Source organism: Enterobacter cloacae complex sp. 2022EL-00788, from assembly GCF_026627565.1.
In the GTDB taxonomy this organism is placed as follows: Bacteria; Pseudomonadota; Gammaproteobacteria; order Enterobacterales; family Enterobacteriaceae; genus Enterobacter; species Enterobacter pasteurii.
The window spans coordinates 178,681-205,639 of the sequence record NZ_JAPNMC010000003.1 but is presented as its reverse complement, the minus strand read 5'-3'; the positions used below and the strand labels follow the sequence as shown (position 1 = coordinate 205,639).

Sequence of the window (26,959 nt, the reverse complement as noted above, 5' to 3'; positions counted from 1 at the left end):
CAGTTAAAGCATTACTGCTGCTGTGAAGACTGGATCGCCGTCAGCGCGATGGTGTAGACGATATCGTCAACCAGCGCACCGCGGGAGAGGTCGTTCACAGGCTTGCGCATGCCCTGCAGCATTGGCCCGATGGAGATCAGGTCTGCTGAACGCTGTACCGCTTTATAGGTGGTGTTACCGGTGTTCAGATCCGGGAAGATGAACACGGTAGCGCGACCTGCAACCGGCGAGTTTGGCGCTTTGGATTTCGCCACGTCAGCCATAACGGCAGCATCGTACTGGAGCGGGCCGTCGATCATCAGATCCGGACGTTTTTCCTGCGCAATGCGGGTTGCTTCACGGACTTTCTCTACGTCGCTACCTGCACCAGAGGTGCCGGTAGAGTAGGAGAGCATTGCCACGCGCGGTTCGATACCGAATGCCGTTGCGGAGTCCGCAGACTGGATTGCGATTTCTGCCAGCTGCTCTGCGGTTGGATCCGGGTTGATCGCGCAGTCGCCGTAAACGTAAACCTGTTCAGGCAGCAGCATGAAGAACACGGAGGAAACCAGAGAGCTACCCGGTGCCGTTTTGATCAGCTGCAGCGGCGGACGGATGGTGTTCGCGGTGGTGTGTACCGCACCGGAAACCAGGCCGTCAACTTCATCCTGCTCCAGCATCAGCGTACCCAGCACCACGTTGTCTTCCAGCTGCTCGCGCGCAACGGCTTCGGTCATGCCTTTGTTCTTACGCAGCTCAACCAGACGGGCAACGTAGCTTTCGCGAACCACTTCTGGATCGACGATTTCGATGCCTGCGCCCAGCTCAACGCCCTGGGACGCCGCAACGCGGTTAATCTCATCCGGATTACCCAGCAGCACGCAGGTCGCGATGCCGCGCTCTGCACAGATAGCGGCCGCCTTAACGGTGCGTGGTTCGTCGCCTTCTGGCAGAACAACACGTTTGCCCGCTTTACGCGCCAGCTCGGTCAGCTGGTAACGGAAGGCTGGAGGAGACAGACGGCGGCTGCGCTCGGAGGTCGCGGTCAGGGATTCGATCCAGTCTGCGTTGATATAGCCAGCAACGTATTCCTGAACCTTCTCGATACGCTCGTGGTCATCAACCGGTACTTCCAGGTTGAAGCTCTGCAGGCTCAGGGAGGTCTGCCAGGTGTTGGTGTTCACCATAAACACCGGCAGGCCGGTGGCGAACGCGCGTTCGCACAGCTTGCTTACGCGTGGGTCCATCTCATACGCGCCGGTCAGCAGGATCGCACCGATTTCCACGCCGTTCATCGCGGCCAGGCAGGCTGCAACCAGCACGTCCGGACGGTCTGCGGAGGTCACCAGCAGAGAACCAGCGCGGAAGTGCTCCAGCATGTGTGGAATGCTGCGCGCGCAGAAGGTCACGGACTTCACGCGGCGGGTATTGATGTCGCCTTCGTTGATCACGGTAGCGTTCAGGTGGCGCGCCATATCGATTGCACGGGTAGCAATCAGATCGAAGCTCCACGGCACCGCGCCCAGAACGGGCAGCGGGCTGGAATCCTGAAGTTTAGCCGGGTCAACTTTGATGACTTTCGCTTTAGAAGAGTCGTCGAAGATTTCGGACAGGTCAGGACGCGTACGGCCCTGTTCATCAACCGGTGCGTTCAGTTTGTTAACGATAACGCCGGTGATGCTGGTGTTTTTCGCACCGCCAAAGCTGCTGCGCGTCAGTTCGATACGCTCTTTCAGCTGCTCTGGGGTATCGGTGCCCTGAGACATCACGAAAACGATCTCTGCGTTCAGGGTTTTCGCGATTTCAAAGTTCAGGGACTGGGCAAACTGGTGTTTACGGGTCGGGACCAGGCCTTCAACCAGCACCACTTCAGCGTCCTGCGCGTTAGCGTGATAGTTGGCGATGATCTCTTCCATCAGCACGTCTTTCTGGTTGCTGGAGAGCAGAGACTCAACGTGGCTCATCTTCAGCGGTTCAGCCGCCGGCAGATTGGAATTTTTGCGAACGATGGTGGTGGTCTGGTCTGGCGCATCGCCACCGGCGCGAGGCTGGGCGATTGGCTTAAAGACGCTCAGACGAACGCCTTTGCGTTCCATAGCACGGATCACGCCGAGGCTGACGCTGGTCAGGCCGACGCTGGTTCCGGTAGGGATCAGCATAATTGTACGGGACACGGTTTATCCTCTTTCGTTACCGCCGCGTTGGGCGGGCTACAAAACAGCACCGCCAGCATTGCTGGCGGTGTGGAATCAGGCGGTCAGACGGCACGCGTCTTGCGCGATGACCAGCTCTTCGTTAGTTGGGATAACGATAGCCGGGCGGGTGCCTTCTTTGTTGATGAAGCCAGACTTGCCGAAGCGGGCAGCCAGGTTACGCTCGTGATCAACCTCGAAGCCCAGAACGCCCAGTTTGCCCAGGGACAGTTCGCGAACCATTGCCGCGTTCTCACCGATACCACCGGTGAAGATAACTGCGTCAAGGCGGCCTTCCATCAGCGCGGTGTAAGAACCGATGTACTTCGCCAGACGGTGGCAGTAAACGTCCATTGCACGTTTAGCGTCTGCTTTGGTTTCGTAGTTATCTTCAACGTAACGGCAGTCGCTGGTGACTTCGGTCAGACCCAGCAGGCCAGACTCTTTGGTCAGCATTTTGTTGATGTCGTCAACGCTCATGCCCAGGGTGTCGTGCAGGTGGAAGATGATCGCCGGGTCGATGTCACCGGAACGGGTACCCATCACCAGACCTTCCAGCGGGGTCAGACCCATGGAGGTATCAACACATTTACCGTTGCGGATAGCAGAAACAGAACCACCGTTGCCCAGGTGGCAGGTGATGATGTTCACTTCTTCAACCGGCTTGTTCAGCACTTTTGCGGCTTCCTGAGTCACATAGAAGTGGCTGGTGCCGTGTGCGCCGTAACGACGGACGCCATGCTCTTTGTACAGGCTGTATGGCAGGGCATAGAGGTAAGACTCTTCCGGCATGGTCTGATGGAACGCGGTATCGAACACGGCCACGTTTTTGTCTTTCAGATTCGGGAAGGATTTCAGTGCTTCAGCGATACCGATCAGGTGAGCCGGGTTATGCAGCGGTGCGAAAGACGCAGAGTCTTTGATGCCCTGGATCACAGAGTCGTCAATCACCACGGAACTGGTGTATTTTTCGCCGCCGTGGACGATACGGTGACCAATTGCAGTCAGCTGAGCAGACAGTTCTGGTTTTTGTGCCAGAATAGTGTTAACGATAAAGTTCAGCGCTTCACTGTGAGCGGCGCCTGCACCTAAAGCCGCTTCTTGTTTGCTGCCGTCCATCTTCCACTTGATACGTGCTTCAGGCAGATGGAAACATTCGGCCAAACCAGAGAGGTACTCGTCACCGTTGAGCGCATCGATGATGGCGAATTTCAGTGAAGAGCTACCGCAGTTCAGAACCAGTACTAACTTACTCGACATGGAAGTACCTATAATTGATACGTGGCTAAAAAAACGTCAATGAGTCTAAAAGCGTAACGCATGCTGACCCAGACATTTATGATTAACATCATGCCAAACGAACATTCTGGCAGGATGGAAGAAATACCTATGATTTTAAGCCATTTTGAACATTTTTCAGACAATGGCATAATATGCGATAATTTGACGAGTTAACGCTTCTCGTCTACGGCCCTATCAGGCTGGCACAGGATACCCGATACGGGGTAGCGATGACAAAATATTTTGAACGTTGTCATAGCCTGTTGTGGTTTTGCACGAAAATTTTAATTTTTATATGTGAAGTTGAGGTACAGCCATGTCGACACCCGAAATCCCGTCCGTTAACTTTTTTAGCCTGTTTCGTCGGGGACAGCATTATGCAAAGACATGGCCGATGGAAAAGCGCCTCGCGCCCATGTTCATTGAAAACCGCACCATTCGCGCCACGCGCTACGCGATCCGCTTTATGCCCCCGATCGCCGTCTTTACCCTGTGCTGGCAAATTGCGCTGGGTGGACAGCTTGGCCCGGCCGTTGCGACTGCGCTCTTTGCCTTAAGCCTGCCGATGCAGGGGCTGTGGTGGTTAGGTAAACGCTCCATTACGCCGCTTCCGCCTTCTATTTTACACTGGTTTTATGAAGTGCGTGGAAAACTGGAGGAAGCCGGCCAGGCGCTGGCGCCGGTGGAAGGCAAGCCGGACTATCAGGCGCTGGCAGATACCCTCAAGCGAGCGTTTAAACAACTTGATAAAACATTCCTCGATGACTTGTGATTGATCATCGAAACGACGACCAAAAGAAGGCACAGTAACACACCGTTACCGTGTCTTTTTTTTACAGTGCAATGCGCTACAGGAGTCGAAAGATGGAAATGACCCATGCTCAACGTCTGATTTTGTCTAACCAGTACAAGATGATGACTATGCTTGATCCCGATAACGCTGCGCGCTACAGCCGCCTGCAGACCATCGTCGAACGTGGTTTTGGTTTGCAGATGCGCGAACTGGATCGCGAGTTTGGCGAGCTGAAAGAGGAAACCTGCCGCATCGTTATCGACATCATGGAGATGTACCATGCGCTGCATGTGTCCTGGACCAACCTTAAAGACCAGCAGGCCATTGACGAGCGCCGGGTGACGTTCCTGGGCTTTGATGCGGCGACGGAAGCGCGCTATCTGAGCTATGTGCGCTTTATGGTGAACACCGAAGGGCGCTATACCCACTTTGACGCGGGCACGCACGGCTTTAACGCCCAGACCCCAATGTGGGACAAATATCAGCGTATGCTGAGCGCGTGGCATGCCTGCCCGCGTCAGTACCACTTAAGCAGCAACGAAATTCAACAAATCATTAATGCCTGACGGAGGTGCGTGTGCAGTGTAAAGGTTTTCTGTTTGATCTGGACGGTACGCTGGTGGATTCGCTGCCGGTGGTTGAACGCTCGTGGTGCCACTGGGCCGACCGGCACGGCATCGACCATCAGGACGTACTGAATTTCATCCATGGCAAACAGGCCATTACCTCATTGCGGCACTTCCTGGCGGGACGTTCTGAGGAAGAGATCCAGGCGGAGTTTACCTATCTTGAGCAGATTGAGGCCAACGATACCGACGGCATCACCGCGCTGCCCGGCGCGCGCGAATTGCTTGAGCATCTGAATGAAGCGCAGATCCCCTGGGCTATCGTCACCTCCGGCTCGGTTCCCGTCGCTCACGCCCGCCACAAGGCGGCAGGTTTACCGACGCCGGACGTGTTCATTACCGCTGAACGCGTGAAGCGCGGCAAGCCGGAACCGGATGCGTTTCTGCTCGGCGCCGAGCTGCTTGGCCTTGCGCCTGCGGAGTGCGTGGTTGTGGAAGATGCGGCGGCAGGCGTGCTGGCCGGGCTGAACGCCGGGAGCCACGTCATCGCCGTTAACGTTCCGGCGGGATCGCCCCGGCTGAACGAGGCAGACTTTGTGCTCAACACGCTGACTGCCATCGACGTCTCGAAGACGCCGGACGGCATTGTAACCGTCTCGCTAAAAATGTAATCCCATGATATAGCCCCACGCTGCTGGGGCTTTTTTATGGCAAAATTGCTTCTCCTCCACTGACAAGGACATGTTGTGAACGGTGAACTGATTTGGGTCCTGAGCCTGCTGTTAATCGCCATCATTCTTTTTGCCACGGGCAAGGTGCGCATGGATGCCATCGCCCTGTTCGTGATTGTCGCCTTCGTGCTGAGCGGCACGCTCTCGCTGCCGGAAGCCTTTTCCGGGTTTAGCGATCCCAACGTTATTTTGATTGCCGCCTTGTTTATCATCGGCGACGGGCTGGTACGCACCGGCGTGGCGACGATGATGGGCGCGTGGCTGGTCAAGGTGGCGGGCAGCAGCGAGACCAAAATGCTGATTTACCTGATGCTGACGGTGGCCGGGCTGGGCGCGTTTATGAGCTCAACGGGCGTCGTCGCTATTTTTATTCCGGTGGTGCTGAGCGTCTGCATGCGAATGCAGATCTCCCCGTCGCGCCTGATGATGCCGCTAAGCTTTGCCGGGCTTATCAGCGGCATGATGACGCTGGTGGCGACGCCGCCGAACCTGGTCGTAAACAGCGAACTGATCCGTGAGGGGCTCGAGGGGTTTAGCTTTTTCAGCGTTACGCCGATCGGGCTGGTCGTGCTGGTGATGGGCATTATCTATATGCTGCTCACCCGTTTTGCCCTGAAAGGAGAGAAGCAGGATAACGCCAGAGAGGGCTGGAAGCGGCGCTCCTTTCGCGATTTGATTAAAGAGTACCGCCTGACCGGGCGCGCCCGGCGTCTGGCCATCCGACCGGGTTCGCCCATGGTGGGGCAGCGGCTGGACGATCTCCGGCTGCGCGAACGCTACGGCGCAAACGTGATCGGCGTGGAGCGCTGGCGTCGCTTTCGTCGGGTCATTGTCAACGTGAACGGGGTATCCGAATTCCGGGCGCGGGATGTCCTGCTGATTGATATGTCCACGGCGGACGTGGACCTGCGTGAATTCTGTAGCGAACAGCTGCTGGAGCCGATGGTGCTGCGCGGCGAATATTTCTCTGACCAGGCGCTGGATGTCGGCATGGCCGAGGTGTCACTGATCCCGGAATCGGAGCTGTTGGGTAAAACGGTGCGCGAAATCGGCTTTCGCACCCGCTATGGCCTGAACGTGGTGGGACTGAAGCGCGATGGCGTGGCCCTGGAAGGAGCGGTAGTGGATGAGCCACTCCTGCTGGGGGATATCTTCCTGGTGGTTGGCAACTGGAAACTAATTAGCCAGCTCGGGCAGAAAGGCCGCGACTTTGTTGTGCTGAATATGCCGATTGAGGAGAGCGACGCGTCGCCGGCGCACAGCCAGGCACCCCACGCGATATTCTGCCTGGTGCTGATGGTCTCCCTGATGCTGACGGACGAGATACCTAATCCCATAGCGGCGATAATTGCCTGCCTGCTAATGGGCAAATTTCGCTGTATCGATGCCGAAAGCGCTTACAAGGCGATTCACTGGCCGAGCATCATTCTGATTGTCGGTATGATGCCTTTCGCCCTGGCGCTACAGAAAACCGGCGGGGTGGATTTGATCGTTAAAGGCTTAATGGACGCGGGCGGCGGTTATGGACCCTATCTGATGATGATCTGCCTGTTTGTCATGTGCGCCACCATCGGACTGTTTATCTCCAACACCGCCACCGCCGTGCTGATGGCGCCTATTGCGCTGGCGATGGCGAAATCGATGGGCGTTTCGCCGTATCCGTTTGCGATGATGGTTGCGATGGCGGCGTCCGCGGCGTTTATGACGCCGGTCTCTTCGCCGGTCAATACGCTGGTGCTGGGGCCGGGGAATTATAAATTCAGCGACTTCGTGAAGATTGGCGTGCCGTTCACCGTGCTGGTGATGCTGGTGTGCGTGGTGTTAATTCCGGTCTTATTCCCGTTTTAAGCAGGGGCACGCGCTTCAGGCCGGGCAGGCGACGACGCCGCCCGGCAAACGTTATAGCGGGGAGTCCTGGCTAATCTCATCCAGCGACAGATGGAAGCTCGCCACAAATACCTGCATAAAGTAGTCCATCTCCTCGCTGCGGCGGGATGCCAGGGTTTTTTCCAGGCGCGTTTTCGCCAGCAGGAACTCGTTATTCCCCGCGGATAGCTCTTCCAGGCATTTCAGGTACGCGCACAGCGCATCGGCCTGCTTCACCAGGGACTTTTCTTCTTCCGTATACTGATGTTCGTCGATAAGCGGCTCGAAGATATCACGCAGCTCCTCGGGCACCATTTCAATCAGCTTCTGCTGCGCAATCTTCTCGATGGCCTTATATTCCTGCGCAATCTGCGAGTTGAAATATTTCACCGGCGTCGGCAGATCCCCGGTCAGCACTTCCGAAGCATCGTGATACATCGCCAGCAGGGCGATACGCTCGGCATTCACCTGCCCGTTGAATTTGCGGTTCTTAATGGCGGCCAGCGCGTGAGCGACCATGGCAACCTGCAAACTGTGCTCTGACACGTTTTCCGTGCGCACGTTGCGCATCAGCGGCCAGCGGTTGATGAGCTTCAGGCGGGAGAGGTGGGCAAAAAAATGACTCTGACTCATAGGTTACCTTACGTCTTAACAGCGACAGACTTCATTGTGCGGGGAGGGGAGGGAAGATGCAAATTAGCGGATGCTGAAAGCCGGGCAGGTGAAGCGCCACCCGGCAGGCGAGAAAGTTTACTGATGATACCCGGACAGGAAGCGTCCGAAGCGGCTGATGGCCATTTCGAGATCGTCTTCGCGCGGCAGCGTCACGATACGCACGTGATCCGGCCACGGCCAGTTAAACGCCGTTCCCTGCACCAGCAGCACTTTTTCCTGTAGCAGGAAGTCGAGCACCATTTTCTGATCGTCGTGAATGTTGAAGCGCTTCGCGTCAATTTTCGGGAACATATACAGCGCGCCGTTTGGCTTCACGCAGGAGACGCCCGGGATATCGTTGATCAGTTCCCACGCGCGGTTGCGCTGTTCATACAGACGGCCGCCAGGCACGATGAACTCGCTGATGCTCTGATAGCCACCGAGCGCCGTCTGGATCGCATGCTGCGCCGGTACGTTGGCGCAAAGACGCATGGATGCCAGCATCTCCAGCCCTTCTATATAGCCCTTCGCATGTTTCTTCGGACCGTTCAGCACCATCCAGCCCTGACGGAAACCGGCCACGCGGTAGGTTTTAGACAGGCCGTTAAAGGTGACGGTCAGCAGGTCGGGGGCCAGCGCGGCGATAGAGTGGTGCTGCGCCGCGTCGTACAGGATCTTGTCGTAAATCTCGTCGGCAAAGATGATCAGGTTGTGCTGGCGGGCGATCTCCACGATCTCCATCAGCAACGCTTTTGAGTAGACGGCGCCCGTCGGGTTATTCGGGTTAATGATGACGATACCGCGGGTGCGTGGCGTAATTTTGGCGCGAATATCATCCAGATCCGGGAACCAGTCAGAGGATTCGTCGCACAGGTAGTGGACCGCCTTGCCGCTGGACAGCGACACCGCAGCCGTCCACAGCGGGTAATCCGGCGCGGGAACCAGCATTTCGTCGCCGCTGTTCAGCAGCGCCTGCATCGCCTGGACGATCAGCTCCGACACGCCGTTGCCAATGTAGATATCTTCCACGGTGACGTCGCGCATACCGCGCGCCTGATAGTGCTGCATGATGGCTTTACGGGCGGAGTAAAGCCCTTTTGAATCGCAGTAACCCTGGGCCGTTGGCAGGTTGCGGATCACATCCACCAGGATCTCATCCGGCGCTTCAAAACCAAATGGCGCGGGGTTGCCGATGTTGAGTTTCAGAACCTTATTGCCTTCCTCTTCGAGACGTTTAGCCTCTTTAAGAACCGGGCCACGGATGTCGTAACAGACGTTGTCGAGCTTGCTGGATTTTTCGATAGGGGACATGAACCTTTAACCTTTTCGCTATTGTTGCTACTCCCTGCCGTGGAAGCTAGCACGGAACAATGTACTCCCACCGCGCTTCGTTTTGAAGGGCGCACAGAAGAAGATTTTGTACAACAGGACGGAGCCGTTGCGATCTCTTAAGCTGAATGCGGACCGATCGGGTTCCTGAATTTATCGCTATACAGGCAAATGTTAGGATTTTTATGCTGAAAATTTAAAATAAATGTGAATATTGTGCTGACGTAAATTAAAAGTCGATTGGGGAGGAGGCGTTAGTCGCCGGGCGTGACCTTTCGTAAAACCTGAATGCTAAGATACGCATTGCCTTATTAGCAAAGCCAGGTTAGAAGTTACTCATGTGAAATTAATGTTAAGCGATATTAATGATTGAACTGAATCTAAATTAAACTTTATTTATTATTAACGACGAAAATGCAACTTTCGTTAATTTTAATAAAAAGAGTTTAGCGGCTTATCGGTGGCGGTAAATCTGTAATATTGCAATAAGACTTATAAATATAGTGGATTTGGGTTAAGATGTGTTTCGGGAAAGCGGTTGCGCGATACGCCTGTTACGTATATCGGATTCTGCTTTCCTATATTAATCGATTGTTATTGTTGAAGTTATCTCTGGCTGAATTGGGTGAGTTACATCTTGCTGCGCTGACAACGCTGCGATATAGATAGCAGAAAACCTGTCTTACCCTATATGGAATTTACATCTACCTTCAGACAGCGAAATATCCTGAGCGCAAGAGAATAAAAATAACGTCATGAAACGTGATTTCTGACCGTTGATATACCGCAGTACAATAACTATCTGTCAGGCAGTCTGCCGGGCCGGGATGCGAGGGAAACTCTTCAGAAGGAATTGCTTAACTGTTACACACAGCTTAAACCCGGGCAGCTCCGTACGAGCAACCTGAAAGTGAAAAGATATGATAAATGCAAATCGTCCGATAATGAATCTCGACCTCGATCTGCTGAGAACGTTTGTTGCGGTCGCCGATCTCAACACTTTTGCAGCAGCTGCTGCCGCAGTTTGCCGTACCCAGTCCGCCGTGAGCCAGCAAATGCAGCGGCTGGAACAACTGGTTGGTAAAGAGCTTTTTGCGCGCCATGGGCGTAATAAGCTTTTAACGGAACATGGTATACAGCTTCTGGGTTATGCCAGAAAGATACTGCGCTTTAATGATGAAGCTTGTATGTCTTTAATGTTTAGCAACCTTCAGGGAGTGTTAACATTAGGGGCATCGGATGAATCAGCGGATACCATTTTACCTTTCCTTCTCAATCGTATTAGCTCGGTTTATCCGAAGCTTGCGTTGGACGTTAGCGTTAAACGTAATGCTTTTATCGTTGAGATGCTGAAAGAGAACGAGGTTGACTTGGTGGTCACCACGCATCGGCCCGGTCAGTTTGACTGCCTGACGCTGCGTACCTCTCCCACGCACTGGTACTGTGCGGCGGAGTATGTACTGCAACAGGGTGAGCCAATACCCCTGGTCCTGCTGGACGATCCCAGCCCGTTCCGCGATATGGTGCTGGCCGCGCTTAACGAAGCCAATATTCCCTGGCGTCTGGCGTACGTGGCATCCACGCTTCCCGCCGTGCGGGCCGCGGTGAAGGCTGGACTTGGCGTAACGGCCCGTCCGGTTGAGATGATGAGCCCGGATCTGCGCGTTCTGGGTAAATCCGATGGCCTGCCATCGTTACCGGATACGGAGTACCTGCTTTGCCATAACGCCGCCAGCAACAACGAGCTGGCGAAAGTGGTGTTCGAGGCGATGGAAAACTACCATAATCCGTGGCAGTACGCGCATGTTACTCCCGAAGGAGGGGGCAATCCCCTGATCGTGGAAGGGGATTTTGAGTGATCGTTCCCTCAAAATTCTCGTAACAAAATGTAAGTGCAAAAAAGAGCCACTCGCATGATTTTTTCATGGAGTGGTTTTTTTTTGCTAATCATAACCGCGAGCGCAGTGTGGATAAGTGAAATACCCGTTATTTATCAACGCAGCATATGCTTTTGGTTAAGATGTAAACGATGGCCGTTCTAACTTCCCTCAACCCCCGTCGATGTTAAAAAAACAGGAAATATGTTGCTGTTTTTTTGATTGAATTAACAAAAGCGTGTCTCAGATCAAGAAAATACTCCTATTTGGGGGGAGGAATCGTTGGCAAATCCTGTCAAAATAGGAGGGTTATTTTTTTTACTTCCAAAACGGACACGATTCAACAAGATGCATTTGACGTAAAGTCACCTGGCCACCAGGGTTAAAGGGCATGTTTTGTTAATGAGAATCGCACGATGTAATTTAATGTGAAGAAACCTTTGTTAAAGTTGACAAAAGGTTATAGAAAGGAGTAAAAAACCCCATCATTTTGCTGTCTATGTCTCATTTCAGACAGTTAGTGTAAGGTTATTTGTTCCTCCCCATGAATCGATGTGATGCCCATCTGCCAGCAAGAGCAGTGTCGTCGGTATCACTTTTGATGAGTAAGCAATGAGTATGTCAACATCCACAGAAGTCATCGCTCATCACTGGGCATTCGCAATCTTTCTTATTGTAGCCATTGGCCTGTGCTGCCTGATGTTAGTCGGCGGCTGGTTCCTGGGCGGTCGCGCCCGCGCAAGGCACAAAAACACACCTTTCGAATCAGGTATTGATTCAGTAGGTACCGCTCGCTTACGCCTGTCTGCCAAGTTCTACCTGGTAGCCATGTTCTTCGTCATCTTCGACGTGGAAGCGCTTTACCTCTTCGCGTGGTCTACCTCGATTCGCGAAAGTGGTTGGGTGGGCTTTGTCGAGGCCGCAATTTTCATTTTAGTGTTACTGGCCGGTCTGGTTTATCTGGTGCGTATTGGCGCGCTGGACTGGACACCTGTGCGTTCACGCCGTGAACACATCAACCTGGAAAACAGTATCTCTAATCGTCAGCAGTAACAGCGAGGCAATAAGATGGATTATACGCTCACCCGCATAGATCCTAACGGTGAGAATGACCGTTACCCCCTGCAAAAACAGGAGATCGTAACCGACCCCCTGGAGCAAGAAGTCAACAAAAGCGTGTACATGGGCAAGCTCGAGCATGCCATGCACGACATGGTCAACTGGGGTCGTAAGAACTCCATCTGGCCATACAACTTTGGCCTTTCTTGCTGCTACGTTGAAATGGTGACGTCATTCACTGCGGTGCATGACGTTGCGCGTTTTGGAGCCGAGGTACTGCGTGCTTCCCCGCGTCAGGCTGACCTGATGGTGGTCGCCGGCACCTGCTTTACCAAGATGGCGCCTGTTATACAGCGTCTGTATGACCAGATGCTGGAGCCAAAATGGGTTATCTCCATGGGGGCATGTGCAAACTCGGGCGGTATGTACGACATTTATTCCGTTGTGCAGGGCGTTGATAAGTTCATTCCGGTGGATGTTTACATTCCTGGCTGCCCGCCGCGTCCGGAAGCCTATATGCAGGCGCTGATGCTGCTCCAGGAGTCCATTGGTAAAGAACGCCGCCCGCTCTCATGGGTTGTTGGCGATCAGGGTGTCTATCGCGCGAACATGCAGTCTGAGCGCGAGCGTAAACGTGGTGAACGTATTGCCGTCACCAACCTGCGTACGCCTGACGAAATTTAATTTGCGCCTGTGGGCCTGGAGAACACCTTCGCATATCACTACTCAAATAGCGCGAAGCCAGGCTTAACAGTCACCACGGACCATTTGCAATGGTGAACAATATGACCGACTTAACCGCGCAAGAAGCCGCCTGGCAGACCCGGGATCATCTCGATGACCCCGTCATTGGCGAACTGCGCAACCGTTTTGGGCCGGATGCCTTTACTGTTCAGGCCACCCGCACCGGGGTACCCGTTGTTTGGGTGAAGCGTGAGCAATTACTGGAAGTGGTCGATTTCCTCAAGAAATTGCCAAAGCCTTACGTCATGCTGTTTGACTTACACGGCATGGACGAACGTCTCAGAACGCACCGCCAGGGCCTCCCTGCTGCGGATTTTTCCGTTTTCTACCACCTGATCTCAATAGACCGCAACACGGATATCATGCTCAAGGTGGCATTGTCTGAAAACGACATGCATCTGCCGACGATCACCAAACTTTTCCCGAACGCCAACTGGTACGAGCGTGAAACCTGGGAAATGTTCGGCATGACCTTTGACGGCCACCCGCATCTGACGCGCATCATGATGCCGCAGACCTGGACCGGCCACCCGCTGCGTAAAGACTATCCGGCCCGTGCAACCGAATTCGATCCGTTTGAGCTGACTAAAGCCAAGCAGGATCTGGAGATGGAAGCGCTGACCTTCAAGCCGGAAGACTGGGGCATGAAACGCGGTACCGAAAACGAGGACTTCATGTTCCTCAACCTCGGTCCAAACCACCCGTCCGCGCACGGTGCGTTCCGTATTATTCTTCAGCTTGACGGCGAAGAGATTGTCGACTGCGTTCCTGACATCGGCTACCACCACCGTGGTGCCGAGAAGATGGGCGAGCGTCAGTCCTGGCACAGCTACATTCCGTATACCGACCGTATCGAGTACCTCGGCGGCTGCGTAAACGAAATGCCGTACGTGCTGGCCGTTGAGAAACTGGCAGGCATCACCGTGCCGGATCGCGTTAACGTGATCCGCGTCATGCTGTCTGAACTGTTCCGTATTAACAGCCACCTGCTGTACATCTCCACGTTCATTCAGGACGTCGGCGCGATGACCCCGGTCTTCTTCGCCTTTACCGATCGTCAGAAAATTTACGATCTGGTGGAAGCGATTACCGGTTTCCGTATGCACCCGGCCTGGTTCCGTATCGGCGGTGTGGCACACGACCTGCCGCGCGGCTGGGACCGCCTGCTGCGTGAGTTCCTCGACTGGATGCCGAAGCGTCTGGCCTCTTACGAGAAAGCCGCGCTGCGTAACTCCATCCTGAAGGGCCGTTCCCAGGGCGTTGCTGCCTACGGCGCGAAAGAGGCGCTGGAGTGGGGGACCACAGGTGCTGGCCTGCGCGCAACCGGTATTGATTTCGACGTGCGTAAAGCCCGTCCTTACTCTGGCTACGAGAACTTCGACTTTGAAGTCCCGGTTGGCGGCGGCGTTTCCGACTGCTACACCCGCGTGATGCTGAAAGTGGAAGAGCTGCGCCAGAGTCTGCGCATCCTCGAGCAGTGCCTCAACAACATGCCGGAAGGCCCGTTCAAGGCGGATCACCCGCTGACGACGCCGCCGCCGAAAGAGCGCACGCTGCAACATATCGAAACCCTGATCACCCATTTCCTGCAGGTTTCCTGGGGTCCGGTCATGCCGGCACAAGAATCCTTCCAGATGATTGAAGCGACCAAGGGTATTAACAGTTACTACCTGACCAGCGACGGCAGCACCATGAGCTACCGTACCCGCGTGCGTACGCCGAGCTTTGCGCACCTTCAGCAGATCCCTTCCGCCATCCGCGGCAGCCTGGTCTCTGACCTGATTGTGTATCTGGGTAGTATCGATTTTGTTATGTCAGATGTGGACCGCTAATTATGCACGAGAATCAACAACCACAAACCGAGGCTTTTGAGCTGAGTGAAGCAGAGCGTGCCGCCATTGAGCACGAGATGCACCACTACGAAGACCCGCGTGCGGCGTCCATTGAAGCGCTGAAAATCGTACAGAAACAGCGTGGCTGGGTGCCGGATGGGGCGATCTACGAGATCGCAAAAGTGCTGGGTATTCCGGCGAGTGACGTAGAAGGCGTAGCCACGTTCTACAGCCAGATCTTCCGTCAGCCGGTAGGCCGCCATGTGATCCGCTACTGTGACAGCGTTGTCTGCCACATTACCGGCTATCAGGGCATTCAGGCTGCAATTGAGAAGAAGCTCAATATCAAGCCGGGCCAGACCACGTTCGATGGTCGCTTTACTCTGCTGCCAACCTGCTGCCTGGGTAACTGCGACAAGGGGCCGACCATGATGATTGATGAGGACACTCACAGCCATCTGACGCCGGAAGCGATTCCTGACCTGCTGGAGCAGTACAAATGAAAACTGTAATTCGTACTGCTGAGACGCATCCGCTGACCTGGCGTCTGCGCGATGACAAACAGCCGGTATGGCTCGACGAATACCAGAGCAAAAACGGCTATGCCGGGGCGCGTAAAGCCCTCGGCGGCATGGCGCCGGACGAGATCGTCAACGCGGTCAAAGAGTCTGGTCTGAAAGGCCGCGGCGGCGCGGGCTTCTCCACCGGTTTGAAGTGGAGCCTGATGCCAAAAGATGAATCCATGAACATTCGTTACCTGCTGTGTAACGCCGATGAAATGGAGCCGGGTACCTATAAAGACCGTCTGCTGATGGAGCAGCTGCCGCACCTGCTGGTGGAAGGCATGCTGATCTCCGCGTTCGCGCTGAAAGCGTACCGTGGCTACATCTTCCTGCGCGGTGAGTACATCGAAGCGGCAGAAAACCTGCGTCGCGCGATTGCCGAAGCCACCGAAGCCGGCCTGCTGGGTAAAAACATCCTGGGCACCGGGTTTGACTTCGAGCTGTTCGTGCACACCGGCGCAGGGCGCTATATCTGCGGTGAAGAAACCGCGCTGATTAACTCCCTGGAAGGCCGTCGTGCGAACCCGCGCTCCAAGCCGCCTTTCCCGGCAAGCTCCGGCGTGTGGGGTAAACCGACCTGTGTGAACAACGTCGAAACCCTGTGCAACGTTCCGGCGATCCTCGCCAACGGCGTGGAGTGGTATCAGGGCATCTCTTCAAGTAAAGATGCCGGCACCAAGCTGATGGGCTTCTCTGGTCGCGTGAAAAACCCTGGCGTCTGGGAACTGCCGTTCGGTACCACCGCACGCGAAATTCTTGAAGACTACGCGGGCGGCATGCGCGATGGTCTGAAATTCAAAGCCTGGCAGCCGGGTGGGGCAGGGACCGACTTCCTGACCGAAGCCCACCTTGACCTGCCGATGGAATTCGAAAGCATTGGTAAAGCAGGCAGCCGTCTGGGTACGGCGCTGGCGATGGCCGTCGACCACGAGATCGGCATGGTGTCGCTGGTGCGTAACCTGGAAGAGTTCTTCGCCCGCGAGTCCTGCGGCTGGTGTACGCCGTGCCGTGACGGTCTGCCGTGGAGCGTGAAGATCCTGCGTGCAATCGAACGCGGCGAAGGTCAGCCTGGCGATATCGAGACGCTTGAGCAACTGTGTCGATTCTTAGGCCCAGGCAAAACCTTCTGTGCCCACGCACCGGGTGCCGTCGAGCCGCTGCAGAGCGCGATAAAATATTTCCGCGACGAATTCGAAGCAGGCATTAAGCAGCCGTTCAGCAATACCCATTCTATCAATGGTATTCAGCCGAACCTGCTTAAAGCACGCTGGTGATTTTTTACCCCTCACCCTAACCCTCTCCCCGGAGGGGAGAGGGGATGAGCCGGAGCCGCTTTTCTCCCTCGCCCCTTTGGGGAGAGGGCAGGGGTGAGGGGAAACGAATTTTGATTAACGCTCGAAGCAATTCGAGACAACTGGAAGCATGCTAATGGCTACGATTCATGTAGACGGCAAAGAATACGAAGTCAACGGGGCGGACAACCTGCTGGAAGCTTGTCTGTCTCTTGGCCTCGATATTCCGTACTTTTGCTGGCATCCGGCGCTGGGCAGCGTCGGTGCTTGCCGCCAGTGTGCGGTGAAGCAATATCAAAACGCGGAAGACACGCGTGGTCGCCTGGTGATGTCCTGTATGACGCCAGCCGCCGAAGGCACCTTTATTTCGATTGATGACGAAGAAGCCAAACAGTTCCGCGAAAGCGTGGTGGAGTGGCTGATGACCAACCACCCGCACGACTGTCCGGTTTGCGAAGAGGGCGGTAACTGCCACCTTCAGGATATGACCGTCATGACCGGTCACAGCTTCCGTCGCTATCGCTTTACCAAGCGTACCCACCGTAACCAGGATCTGGGGCCGTTCATCTCTCACGAAATGAACCGCTGCATCGCCTGCTACCGCTGCGTGCGTTACTACAAAGATTACGCAGACGGCCAGGATCTGGGCGTGTATGGCGCGCATGACAACGTCTACTTTGGTCGTCCGGAAGACGGTACGCTTGAGAGCGAATTCTCCGGTAACCTGGTAGAAATCTGTCCGACCGGCGTATTCACGGATAAAACGCACTCCGAGCGCTACAACCGTAAGTGGGACATGCAGTTTGCGCCAAGCATCTGCCAGCAGTGTTCGCTGGGCTGTAACACCAGCCCGGGCGAGCGCTACGGCGAACTGCGTCGCATCGAAAACCGCTACAACGGTACCGTTAACCACTACTTCCTGTGCGACCGCGGTCGTTTCGGCTATGGCTATGTGAACCTGAAGGACCGTCCGCGTCAGCCGGTTCAGCGCCGTGGCGACGACGTCATCACCCTCAACGCCGAGCAGGCGATGCAGGGCGCCGCGGATATTCTGCGCCAGTCGAAGAAAGTGATCGGTATCGGCTCCCCGCGCGCCAGCATCGAAAGCAACTTCGCGCTGCGCGAGCTGGTTGGGGCGGAAAACTTCTATACCGGTATCGCCCAGGGCGAACAGGAACGTCTCCAGCTGGTGCTGAAGGTGCTGCGTGAAGGCGGTATTCACACTCCTGCGCTGCGCGAAATCGAATCCTACGATGCGGTTCTGGTGCTGGGTGAAGACCTGACTCAGACCGGCGCTCGCGCGGCTCTGGCGGTTCGCCAGGCGGTGAAGGGTAAAGCGCGTGAAATGGCAGCCGCGCAGAAGGTGGCCGACTGGCAGATTGCGGCAATCCTCAACATCGGCCAGCGCGCGAAGCATCCCCTGTTTGTGACTAACGTTGACAATACCCGTCTGGACGACATCGCCGCGTGGACCTACTGCGCGCCGGTTGAAGATCAGGCGCGCCTTGGCTTTGCCATTGCCCACGCGCTGGACGGCAACTCTCCGGCCGTTGAGCTGGATCGCGACCTGCAAAACAAGGTCGACGTGATTGTTCAGGCGCTGGCGGGGGCGAAAAAGCCGCTGATTATCTCCGGGACCAACGCCGGAAGCGCCGAGATCATTCAGGCCGCAGCGAACGTTGCCAAAGCCCTGAAGGGCCGCGGTGCGGACGTCGGTGTGACCATGATTGCCCGTGCCGTGAACAGCATCGGTCTGGGCATGATTGGCGGCGGATCGCTGGAAGAAGCGTTAAGCGAACTGGAATCCGGTGCCGCCGACGCCGTTGTGGTGCTGGAAAACGATCTGCATCGCCACGCGTCTGCCGCACGCGTTGACGCCGCGCTCTCCAAAGCGCCGCTGGTGATGGTGATTGACCATCAGCGCACCGCGATTATGGACAAAGCGCACCTGGTGCTCTCTGCGGCAAGCTTCGCAGAAAGCGACGGTACGGTGATCAACAACGAAGGCCGCGCGCAGCGTTTCTTCCAGGTTTATGACCCGGCGTACTACGACAGCAACACCATCATGCTGGAAAGCTGGCGCTGGCTGCACTCCCTGCACAGCACCGTGCAGAGCCGCGAGGTGGACTGGACGCAGCTCGACCACGTTATCGATGCGGTAGTCGAAAAACTGCCTCAGCTGGCGGGCATTAAAGATGCCGCGCCTGAAGCAAGCTTCCGCATTCGCGGCCAGAAGCTGGCGCGTGAACCGCACCGTTACAGCGGCCGTACCGCAATGCGCGCCAACATCAGCGTGCACGAACCGCGCCAGCCGCAGGATAAAGACACCATGTTCGCCTTCTCCATGGAAGGGAACAACCAGCCGTCCGCGCCGCGTTCGCAAATCCCGTTTGCATGGGCGCCGGGCTGGAACTCCCCGCAGGCATGGAACAAGTTCCAGGCTGAAGTGGGCGGCTCCCTGCGCCACGGCGATCCGGGCGTGCGTCTGATTGAAGCCTCCGAAACCGGTCTGGACTTCTTCACCACCGTTCCGGCGAGCTTCCAGGCGCAGGAAGGGCACTGGCGTATTGCGCCGTACTACCATCTGTTTGGTAGCGACGAAATGTCCCAGCGTTCACCGGTATTCCAGCAGCGCATGCCGCAGCCGTACATCAAGCTCAACCCGGCGGATGCCGCGAAGCTTGGCGTTAACGCGGGCGCGAACGTTGCCTTTAGCTACGACGGCCAGACAATCAGCCTGCCGCTGATTATCTCTGAAAGCCTGACAGCAGGGCAGGTTGGTCTGCCGATGGGTATGCCAGGCATCGCGCCGGTACTGGCGGGTGCGCACCTTGATAACCTGCAGGAGGCACAAGCATGAGTTGGTTAACGCCGGATCTTATCGACATCCTGCTGAGCATTCTGAAAGCGGTTGTGATTCTGCTGGTGGTGGTCACCTGCGGTGCGTTCATGAGCTTTGGTGAACGTCGTCTTCTCGGTCTGTTCCAGAACCGTTACGGACCGAACCGCGTGGGCTGGGGTGGTTCACTCCAGCTGGTCGCGGACATGATCAAGATGTTCTTTAAAGAGGACTGGGTTCCGCGCTTCTCGGATCGCGTGATCTTTACTCTGGCACCGATGATCGCCTTCACCTCGCTGCTGCTGGCGTTTGCTATCGTTCCGGTCAGCCCGACCTGGGTGGTGGCTGACCTGAACATCGGCATTCTGTTCTTCCTGATGATGGCAGGCCTCGCGGTTTACGCGGTGCTGTTCGCAGGCTGGTCCAGTAACAACAAATACTCGCTGCTGGGTGCGATGCGTGCTTCCGCGCAGACCCTGAGCTACGAGGTGTTCCTGGGGCTCTCCCTGATGGGCGTGGTGGCGCAGGCCGGTTCATTTAACATGACCGACATCGTCAACAACCAGGCCGACATCTGGAACGTTATCCCGCAGTTCTTTGGGTTTATTACCTTTGCTATCGCGGGCGTGGCGGTGTGTCACCGTCACCCGTTTGACCAGCCAGAAGCCGAACAGGAACTGGCCGACGGTTACCACATTGAATATTCCGGCATGAAGTTCGGTCTGTTCTTCGTGGGCGAGTACATCGGTATCGTCACCATTTCCGCGTTGATGGTAACGCTGTTCTTTGGTGGCTGGCATGGCCCGTTCTTACCGCCGGTCATCTGGTTCGCGCTGAAAACCGCGTTCTTCATGATGATGTTCATTTTGATTCGCGCAGCGTTACCGCGTCCGCGTTATGACCAGGTAATGTCCTTCGGCTGGAAAGTGTGCCTGCCGCTGACGCTCGTCAACTTGTTGGTAACGGCGGCTGTCATTCTCTGGCAGCAGCCATAAGGGGCTATAGACCATGACCTTAAAAGAATTATTGGTAGGTTTCGGCACCCAGGTACGCAGTATCTGGATGATCGGCCTGCACGCGTTTGCCAAACGCGAAACCCGGATGTACCCGGAAGAGCCGGTATATCTGCCGCCGCGCTACCGTGGCCGTATCGTGCTGACGCGCGACCCGGACGGTTCCGAGCGCTGCGTTGCCTGTAACCTGTGTGCGGTAGCGTGCCCGGTCGGCTGTATCTCTCTGCAAAAAGCAGAGACGGTAGACGGCCGCTGGTATCCTGAGTTCTTCCGCATCAACTTCTCACGCTGCATCTTCTGCGGCCTGTGCGAAGAAGCGTGCCCAACCACGGCGATTCAGCTGACTCCAGACTTCGAGCTGGGTGAGTACAAGCGTCAGGATCTGGTGTACGAGAAAGAGGATCTGCTGATTTCCGGTCCGGGCAAATACCCGGAATATAACTTCTACCGGATGGCGGGTATGGCAATCGACGGCAAAGATAAGGGCGAAGCAGAGAACGAAGCTAAGCCTATCGACGTCAAGAGCCTGTTACCGTAAGGAGAGGGCAATGGAATTCGCTTTTTATATCTGTGGCCTTATCGCCATCCTGGCTACGCTACGAGTGATTACGCACACCAATCCGGTGCATGCGCTGCTGTATTTAATCATCTCGCTGCTGGCCATTTCCGGGGTGTTCTTCGCGCTGGGCGCGCACTTTGCGGGCGCGCTGGAAATCATCGTCTACGCCGGGGCCATTATGGTGCTGTTCGTGTTCGTGGTGATGATGCTGAACCTGGGCGGCTCTGAAATTGAGCAGGAACGTCAGTGGTTAAAACCGCAGGTGTGGATTGGCCCGGCAATTTTGTCGGCCATCATGCTGGCGGTGATTGTTTACGCCATTCTCGGCGTCAACGACCAGGGTATCGACGGTACGCCGATCGGCGCTAAAGAGGTCGGTATCACGCTCTTTGGCCCATACGTTCTGGCGGTTGAACTGGCTTCAATGCTGCTGCTGGCGGGTCTGGTTGTCGCCTTCCACGTCGGACGCGAAGAGCGTTCTGGCGAGGTGCTGAGCAACCGCACCGACGACCGCGCGAAAAGAAAAACGGAGGAGCGCGCATGATCCCCTTAACACATGGACTGATCCTCGCTGCGATTTTATTCGTTCTGGGCTTAACCGGTCTGGTTATCCGCCGCAATCTGCTGTTTATGCTGATTGGTCTGGAAATCATGATTAACGCTTCCGCGCTGGCCTTTGTGGTCGCCGGTAGCTACTGGGGCCAGACCGATGGTCAGGTGATGTACATTCTCGCCATCAGCCTCGCGGCTGCCGAAGCGAGTATTGGCCTGGCGCTGTTGCTGCAGCTCCATCGTCGCCGCCAGAACCTGAACATCGATTCAGTAAGTGAGTTGCGTGGATGAACATGCTTGCCTTAACCATTATTTTTCCGCTAATTGGCTACCTGCTGCTGTCGTTCTCGCGCGGCCGCTGGTCTGAAAATCTGTCTGCCACCGTCGGCATGGGCTCTGTTGGCCTGGCTGCTCTGGTGACGGCATATGCGGGTGTCGACTTCTTTAACAACGGGCGTCAGGCCTTCAGCGTGCCGCTGTGGAACTGGATGTCGGTCGGTAACTTTAACATCGGTTTTAACCTGGTGCTGGATGGTCTGTCTCTGACCATGCTCTCCGTGGTCACCGGCGTGGGCTTCCTGATCCACATGTTCGCCTCCTGGTATATGCGCGGTGAAGAGGGATACTCCCGCTTCTTCGCCTACACCAACCTGTTTATCGCCAGCATGGTGGTTCTGGTCCTGGCCGATAACCTGCTGCTGATGTATCTGGGCTGGGAAGGCGTGGGCCTGTGCTCTTACCTGCTGATCGGCTTCTACTACACCGATCCGAAGAATGGCGCAGCGGCCATGAAAGCGTTCGTCGTGACCCGCGTGGGTGACGTCTTCCTCGCGTTCGCGCTGTTCATTCTCTACAACGAACTGGGCACGCTGAACTTCCGCGAAATGGTGGAACTGGCGCCGGCGCACTTCGAAGCAGGCAATAACATGCTGTGGTGGGCGACGCTGATGCTGCTGGGTGGTGCCGTGGGTAAATCCGCGCAGCTGCCGCTTCAGACATGGCTGGCCGACGCGATGGCGGGTCCAACCCCGGTCTCTGCGCTGATCCACGCCGCAACCATGGTGACCGCCGGTGTTTACCTGATTGCGCGTACCCATGGCCTGTTCCTGATGACGCCTGAGATTCTGCATCTGGTGGGTATCGTTGGTGCGGTGACGCTGGTGCTGGCAGGCTTTGCCGCGCTGGTCCAGACCGACATCAAGCGCGTTCTCGCGTACTCCACCATGAGCCAGATTGGCTACATGTTCCTGGCGCTGGGCGTTCAGGCGTGGGACGCGGCCATTTTCCACCTGATGACGCACGCGTTCTTTAAAGCGCTGCTGTTCCTCTCATCCGGTTCGGTGATCCTGGCCTGCCACCACGAGCAGAATATCTTCAGGATGGGCGGACTGCGTAAGTCCATCCCGCTGGTTTATGTCTGCTTCCTGGTGGGCGGCGCGGCGCTGGCGGCACTGCCGCTGATTACCGCGGGCTTCTTCAGTAAGGACGAAATCCTTGCGGGTGCCATGGCGAATGGTCATATCAATCTGATGGTTGCGGGTCTGGTCGGTGCGTTCATGACCTCCCTGTATACCTTCCGTATGATTTTCATCGTATTCCACGGTAAAGAACAAATTCACGCTCACGCAGGGAAGGGGATCACCCATCACCTGCCGCTGATTGTGCTGCTGGTACTGTCCACCTTCGTTGGCGCGATGATTGTGCCACCGCTGCAGGGCGTACTGCCGGCGACAACCGAGCTTGAGCACGGTCGCGTTCTGACGCTTGAAATTACCTCCGGCGTGGTCGCAATTGCGGGCATCCTGATTGCTGCATGGCTGTGGCTGGGTAAACGCACGCTGGTGACTGCCGTTGCCAACAGTGCACCAGGCCGTCTGCTGAGCACCTGGTGGTACAACGCGTGGGGCTTCGACTGGCTGTACGACATGATCTTCGTTAAGCCGTTCCTGGGCATTGCGTGGCTGCTGAAGCGCGACCCGCTGAACAGCCTGATGAACATCCCGGCGATCCTCTCTCGCTTCGCAGGTAAAGGCCTGCTGTTCAGCGAGAACGGTTATCTGCGCTGGTATGTGGCGTCCATGAGCATCGGTGCGGTTGTCGTACTGGCGCTGCTGATGGTGTTGCGTTGATCGTTAAGTGAATTTTATTCGAATTCGTTGAAAATCAGGCCCCTGTTGGGGGCCTTAAAAAGGAATATAAATCGCCATGTTACTACCCTGGCTAATATTAATTCCCTTCATCGGCGGCTTCCTGTGCTGGCAGACTGAACGCTTTGGCGTGAAGATGCCGCGCTGGATCGCGCTGATTACCATGGGATTGACGCTCGCGCTTGGCCTGCAACTCTGGTTGCAGGGTGGCTACTCACTGACCCAGTCTGCGGGGCTTCCGCAGTGGCAGTCTGAGTTCATTCTGCCGTGGATCCCGCGTTTCGGCATTACGATCCACCTGGCCATTGACGGTCTGTCGCTGCTGATGGTGGTGCTGACCGGCCTGCTCGGCGTTCTGGCGGTACTGTGTTCCTGGCGTGAAATCGAAAAATACCAGGGCTTCTTCCACCTGAACCTGATGTGGATCCTGGGCGGCGTTATCGGCGTGTTCCTGGCCATCGACATGTTCCTGTTCTTCTTCTTCTGGGAGATGATGCTGGTGCCGATGTACTTCCTGATCGCGCTGTGGGGCCACAAGGCCTCCGACGGTAAAACGCGTATCACGGCGGCAACCAAGTTCTTCATCTACACCCAGGCGAGCGGTCTGGTGATGCTGATTGCTATCCTGGCGCTGGTGTTCGTGCACTACAACGCGACCGGCGTCTGGACCTTCAACTATGAAGACCTGCTTAAGACGCCGATGTCCCACGGCGTGGAATACCTGCTGATGCTGGGCTTCTTCATCGCCTTCGCGGTGAAAATGCCGGTGGTACCGCTGCACGGCTGGCTGCCAGACGCGCACTCTCAGGCACCGACGGCGGGTTCCGTTGACCTGGCGGGTATCTTGCTTAAAACCGCGGCCTACGGTCTGCTGCGTTTCTCCCTGCCGCTGTTCCCGAACGCCTCCGCGGAGTTCGCACCGATTGCCATGTGGCTGGGTGTGATCGGTATCTTCTACGGCGCGTGGATGGCCTTCACGCAGTACGACATCAAACGTCTGATTGCTTACACCTCCGTTTCCCACATGGGCTTCGTGCTGATTGCTATTTACACCGGCAGCCAGCTGGCGTACCAGGGTGCGGTGATTCAGATGATTGCGCACGGTCTGTCCGCTGCGGGTCTCTTCATCCTGTGCGGTCAGCTGTACGAACGCCTGCATACCCGCGACATGCGTATGATGGGCGGCCTGTGGGGCAAAATGAAGTGGCTGCCAGCGCTTTCCATGTTCTTCGCGGTTGCCACCCTGGGGATGCCGGGTACCGGTAACTTCGTCGGCGAATTTATGATCCTGTTCGGCAGCTTCAAAGTGGTTCCGATGATCACCGTCATCTCCACCTTTGGTCTGGTGTTCGCTTCCGTGTACTCGCTGGCGATGCTGCATCGCGCTTACTTCGGTAAAGCGAAGAGCGAAATTGCTGCAAAAGAACTGCCGGGGATGTCGCTGCGCGAGCTGTTCATCATCCTGCTGCTGGTCGTACTGCTGGTGCTGCTGGGCTTCTATCCGCAGCCGATTCTGGATACCTCGCACTCCGCGATGGGTAATATCCAGCAGTGGTTTGTTAATTCTGCTTCTACTACAAGGCCGTAATTCGCCATGACAATAACTCCACAACAACTGATCGCGCTGCTACCGCTGCTGATCGTCGGATTGACGGTGGTGGTTGTGATGCTCTCCATTGCGTGGCGACGCAATCACTTCCTGAATGCGACCCTGTCCGTTCTGGGTCTGAACGCTGCGTTAGTCTCCCTCTGGTTTGTTGGCCAGGCGGGAGCGATGGACGTCACGCCGCTGATGCGCGTTGACGGCTACGCCATGCTCTACACCGGTCTGGTGCTGCTGGCGAGCCTGGCAACCTGTACCTTTGCGTACCCGTGGCTCGAAGGCTACAACGACAACAAAGAAGAGTTTTACCTGCTGGTACTGATTGCCGCACTGGGCGGCATTCTGCTGGCGAATGCGAACCATCTGGCCGCGCTGTTCCTAGGTATTGAGCTGATCTCTCTGCCGCTGTTCGGCCTGATAGGCTACGCCTTCCGCCAGAAGCGTTCTCTGGAAGCGGCAATCAAGTACACCATTCTGTCCGCTGCCGCGTCGTCGTTCCTCCTGTTCGGTATCGCGCTGCTGTACGCACAGACGGGTAACCTCTCCTTCATGGCGCTCGGCAAGAGCCTCGGAGACGACATGCTGCACGAGCCGCTGCTGCTGGCGGGTCTGGGCATGATGATTGTTGGCCTTGGCTTCAAGCTGTCTCTGGTTCCGTTCCACCTGTGGACGCCAGACGTATACCAGGGCGCACCCGCGCCGGTCTCTACCTTCCTGGCGACGGCGAGCAAAATCGCTATCTTCGGCGTGGTGATGCGTCTGTTCCTGTACGCGCCGGTGGGCGACAGCGAAGCGGTTCGCGTGGTGCTGGGCATTATCGCCTTCGTTTCCATCATCTTCGGTAACCTGATGGCGCTGAGCCAGACCAACATCAAGCGTCTGCTGGGCTACTCCTCTATCTCTCATCTGGGCTACCTGCTGGTGGCGCTGATTGCGCTGCAAAGCGGCGAGATGTCGATGGAAACCGTGGGCGTGTATCTGGCCGGCTACCTGTTCAGCAGCCTCGGCGCGTTCGGCGTGGTGAGCCTGATGTCCAGCCCGTACCGTGGTCCGGATGCAGATTCTCTGTTCTCCTACCGTGGTCTGTTCTGGCACCGTCCAATCCTGTCCGCGGTGATGACCGTGATGATGCTCTCGCTGGCGGGTATCCCGATGACGCTGGGCTTTATCGGTAAGTTCTACGTGCTGGCCGTCGGTGTCCAGGCGGGTTTGTGGTGGCTGACTGCGGGCGTCGTTATCGGCTCCGCTATTGGTCTCTACTACTACCTGCGCGTAGCGGTGAGCCTGTACCTGAGCGCGCCTCAGCAGCTTAACCGCGATGCACCGTCCAACTGGCAGTACAGCGCCGGGGGTATCGTGGTGCTGATCTCTGCGCTGCTGGTGCTGATCTTCGGTATCTATCCGCAGCCGCTGATTGATATCGTGCAGCGAGCAATGCCGCTGATGTAAAAGCAAAAAACCCGCCTCGGCGGGTTTTTTATGGTTTTC

22 protein-coding genes are annotated in these 26,959 nt (G+C 56.3%); 18 read left to right on the top strand and 4 right to left on the bottom strand.

Annotation, left to right across the window (positions count from 1 at the left end; translation table 11 throughout):
- Positions 1-11 precede the first annotated feature (11 nt).
- Together pta and ackA are read right to left on the bottom strand one after the other, a co-directional pair.
- Positions 12-2,153 carry a phosphate acetyltransferase gene (pta, locus tag OWK27_RS05725; RefSeq protein ID WP_148419931.1) on the bottom strand — a complete coding sequence of 714 codons (2,142 nt, stop codon included), beginning with the start codon at positions 2,151-2,153 and terminating at the stop codon, positions 12-14.
- A gap of 75 nt (positions 2,154-2,228) precedes the next feature.
- Entirely contained in the window at positions 2,229-3,431 is a 1,203-nt protein-coding gene (ackA, locus tag OWK27_RS05720) for an acetate kinase (RefSeq protein ID WP_148419930.1), read from the bottom strand.
- A 337-nt stretch (positions 3,432-3,768) separates the two neighbouring features.
- Here ackA and yfbV point away from each other — a divergent pair, with 337 nt between their 5' ends.
- From yfbV to OWK27_RS05700, 4 genes are all read left to right on the top strand, one after another.
- The gene (yfbV, locus tag OWK27_RS05715; protein WP_063853427.1) at positions 3,769-4,224 is read left to right on the top strand and encodes a terminus macrodomain insulation protein YfbV; all 456 of its coding nucleotides are present in this window, start codon (positions 3,769-3,771) and stop codon (positions 4,222-4,224) included.
- A 92-nt stretch (positions 4,225-4,316) separates the two neighbouring features.
- Positions 4,317-4,811 (top strand): YfbU family protein, encoded by a 495-nt coding sequence (locus tag OWK27_RS05710; protein WP_148419928.1) that lies wholly within the window; start codon positions 4,317-4,319, stop codon positions 4,809-4,811.
- 11 nt (positions 4,812-4,822) lie between these two features.
- On the top strand, positions 4,823-5,482 hold the full coding sequence (locus OWK27_RS05705; protein WP_267590006.1) for a sugar phosphatase: 660 nt from the start codon (positions 4,823-4,825) through the stop codon (positions 5,480-5,482).
- Between the two features lie 75 nt (positions 5,483-5,557).
- Positions 5,558-7,390: an SLC13 family permease gene (locus tag OWK27_RS05700; protein WP_267590005.1), complete on the top strand. Its 1,833-nt coding sequence runs from the start codon at positions 5,558-5,560 to the stop codon at positions 7,388-7,390.
- A gap of 51 nt (positions 7,391-7,441) precedes the next feature.
- On the opposite strand, the gene yfbR is transcribed toward OWK27_RS05700, so the two are convergent.
- On the bottom strand, positions 7,442-8,041 hold the full coding sequence (yfbR, locus tag OWK27_RS05695) for a 5'-deoxynucleotidase (RefSeq protein ID WP_267590004.1): 600 nt from the start codon (positions 8,039-8,041) through the stop codon (positions 7,442-7,444).
- Between the two features lie 117 nt (positions 8,042-8,158).
- Complete coding sequence (gene alaA / locus OWK27_RS05690; RefSeq protein ID WP_013098109.1) at positions 8,159-9,373, bottom strand: alanine transaminase AlaA; 1,215 nt, start codon at positions 9,371-9,373, stop codon at positions 8,159-8,161.
- 938 nt (positions 9,374-10,311) lie between these two features.
- Here alaA and lrhA point away from each other — a divergent pair.
- The 14 genes from lrhA to nuoN all read left to right on the top strand — a co-directional run bounded on the left by lrhA (position 10,312) and on the right by nuoN (position 26,920).
- A complete protein-coding gene (gene lrhA / locus OWK27_RS05685) occupies positions 10,312-11,250 on the top strand; it encodes a transcriptional regulator LrhA (protein WP_148419924.1) in 939 nt (312 codons plus the stop codon).
- A gap of 630 nt (positions 11,251-11,880) precedes the next feature.
- Positions 11,881-12,321, top strand: coding sequence for an NADH-quinone oxidoreductase subunit NuoA (gene nuoA, locus OWK27_RS05680; RefSeq protein WP_267590003.1), 441 nt, complete (start codon positions 11,881-11,883; stop codon positions 12,319-12,321).
- Positions 12,322-12,336: 15 nt separating this feature from the next.
- Complete coding sequence (nuoB, locus tag OWK27_RS05675; RefSeq protein ID WP_003861482.1) at positions 12,337-13,011, top strand: NADH-quinone oxidoreductase subunit NuoB; 675 nt, start codon at positions 12,337-12,339, stop codon at positions 13,009-13,011.
- A gap of 89 nt (positions 13,012-13,100) precedes the next feature.
- The gene (gene nuoC / locus OWK27_RS05670) at positions 13,101-14,903 is read left to right on the top strand and encodes an NADH-quinone oxidoreductase subunit C/D (RefSeq protein ID WP_148419923.1); all 1,803 of its coding nucleotides are present in this window, start codon (positions 13,101-13,103) and stop codon (positions 14,901-14,903) included.
- 2 nt (positions 14,904-14,905) lie between these two features.
- Positions 14,906-15,406, top strand: coding sequence for an NADH-quinone oxidoreductase subunit NuoE (gene nuoE, locus OWK27_RS05665; protein ID WP_006176513.1), 501 nt, complete (start codon positions 14,906-14,908; stop codon positions 15,404-15,406).
- The gene (nuoF, locus tag OWK27_RS05660; RefSeq protein WP_148419922.1) at positions 15,403-16,740 is read left to right on the top strand and encodes an NADH-quinone oxidoreductase subunit NuoF; all 1,338 of its coding nucleotides are present in this window, start codon (positions 15,403-15,405) and stop codon (positions 16,738-16,740) included. The genes nuoE and nuoF overlap by 4 nt, the downstream gene beginning before the upstream one ends.
- Positions 16,741-16,894: 154 nt before the next feature.
- Positions 16,895-19,618 carry an NADH-quinone oxidoreductase subunit NuoG gene (nuoG, locus tag OWK27_RS05655; protein ID WP_193354545.1) on the top strand — a complete coding sequence of 908 codons (2,724 nt, stop codon included), beginning with the start codon at positions 16,895-16,897 and terminating at the stop codon, positions 19,616-19,618.
- On the top strand, positions 19,615-20,592 hold the full coding sequence (nuoH, locus tag OWK27_RS05650) for an NADH-quinone oxidoreductase subunit NuoH (RefSeq protein WP_267590002.1): 978 nt from the start codon (positions 19,615-19,617) through the stop codon (positions 20,590-20,592). Before nuoG ends, nuoH begins: the two co-directional genes overlap by 4 nt.
- Before the next feature lie 13 nt (positions 20,593-20,605).
- Positions 20,606-21,148, top strand: coding sequence for an NADH-quinone oxidoreductase subunit NuoI (gene nuoI / locus OWK27_RS05645; protein ID WP_003861491.1), 543 nt, complete (start codon positions 20,606-20,608; stop codon positions 21,146-21,148).
- Between the two features lie 10 nt (positions 21,149-21,158).
- Positions 21,159-21,713, top strand: coding sequence for an NADH-quinone oxidoreductase subunit J (gene nuoJ, locus OWK27_RS05640; RefSeq protein WP_148419920.1), 555 nt, complete (start codon positions 21,159-21,161; stop codon positions 21,711-21,713).
- Positions 21,710-22,012 carry an NADH-quinone oxidoreductase subunit NuoK gene (gene nuoK / locus OWK27_RS05635; protein ID WP_003861496.1) on the top strand — a complete coding sequence of 101 codons (303 nt, stop codon included), beginning with the start codon at positions 21,710-21,712 and terminating at the stop codon, positions 22,010-22,012. The genes nuoJ and nuoK overlap by 4 nt, the downstream gene beginning before the upstream one ends.
- Positions 22,009-23,850, top strand: a complete 1,842-nt coding sequence (nuoL, locus tag OWK27_RS05630; RefSeq protein WP_193354546.1) for an NADH-quinone oxidoreductase subunit L — start codon at positions 22,009-22,011, stop codon at positions 23,848-23,850. The genes nuoK and nuoL overlap by 4 nt, the downstream gene beginning before the upstream one ends.
- Before the next feature lie 76 nt (positions 23,851-23,926).
- Positions 23,927-25,456: an NADH-quinone oxidoreductase subunit M gene (gene nuoM / locus OWK27_RS05625; RefSeq protein WP_148419917.1), complete on the top strand. Its 1,530-nt coding sequence runs from the start codon at positions 23,927-23,929 to the stop codon at positions 25,454-25,456.
- A 6-nt stretch (positions 25,457-25,462) separates the two neighbouring features.
- Positions 25,463-26,920: an NADH-quinone oxidoreductase subunit NuoN gene (gene nuoN, locus OWK27_RS05620; RefSeq protein ID WP_148419916.1), complete on the top strand. Its 1,458-nt coding sequence runs from the start codon at positions 25,463-25,465 to the stop codon at positions 26,918-26,920.
- Positions 26,921-26,959 lie beyond the last annotated feature (39 nt).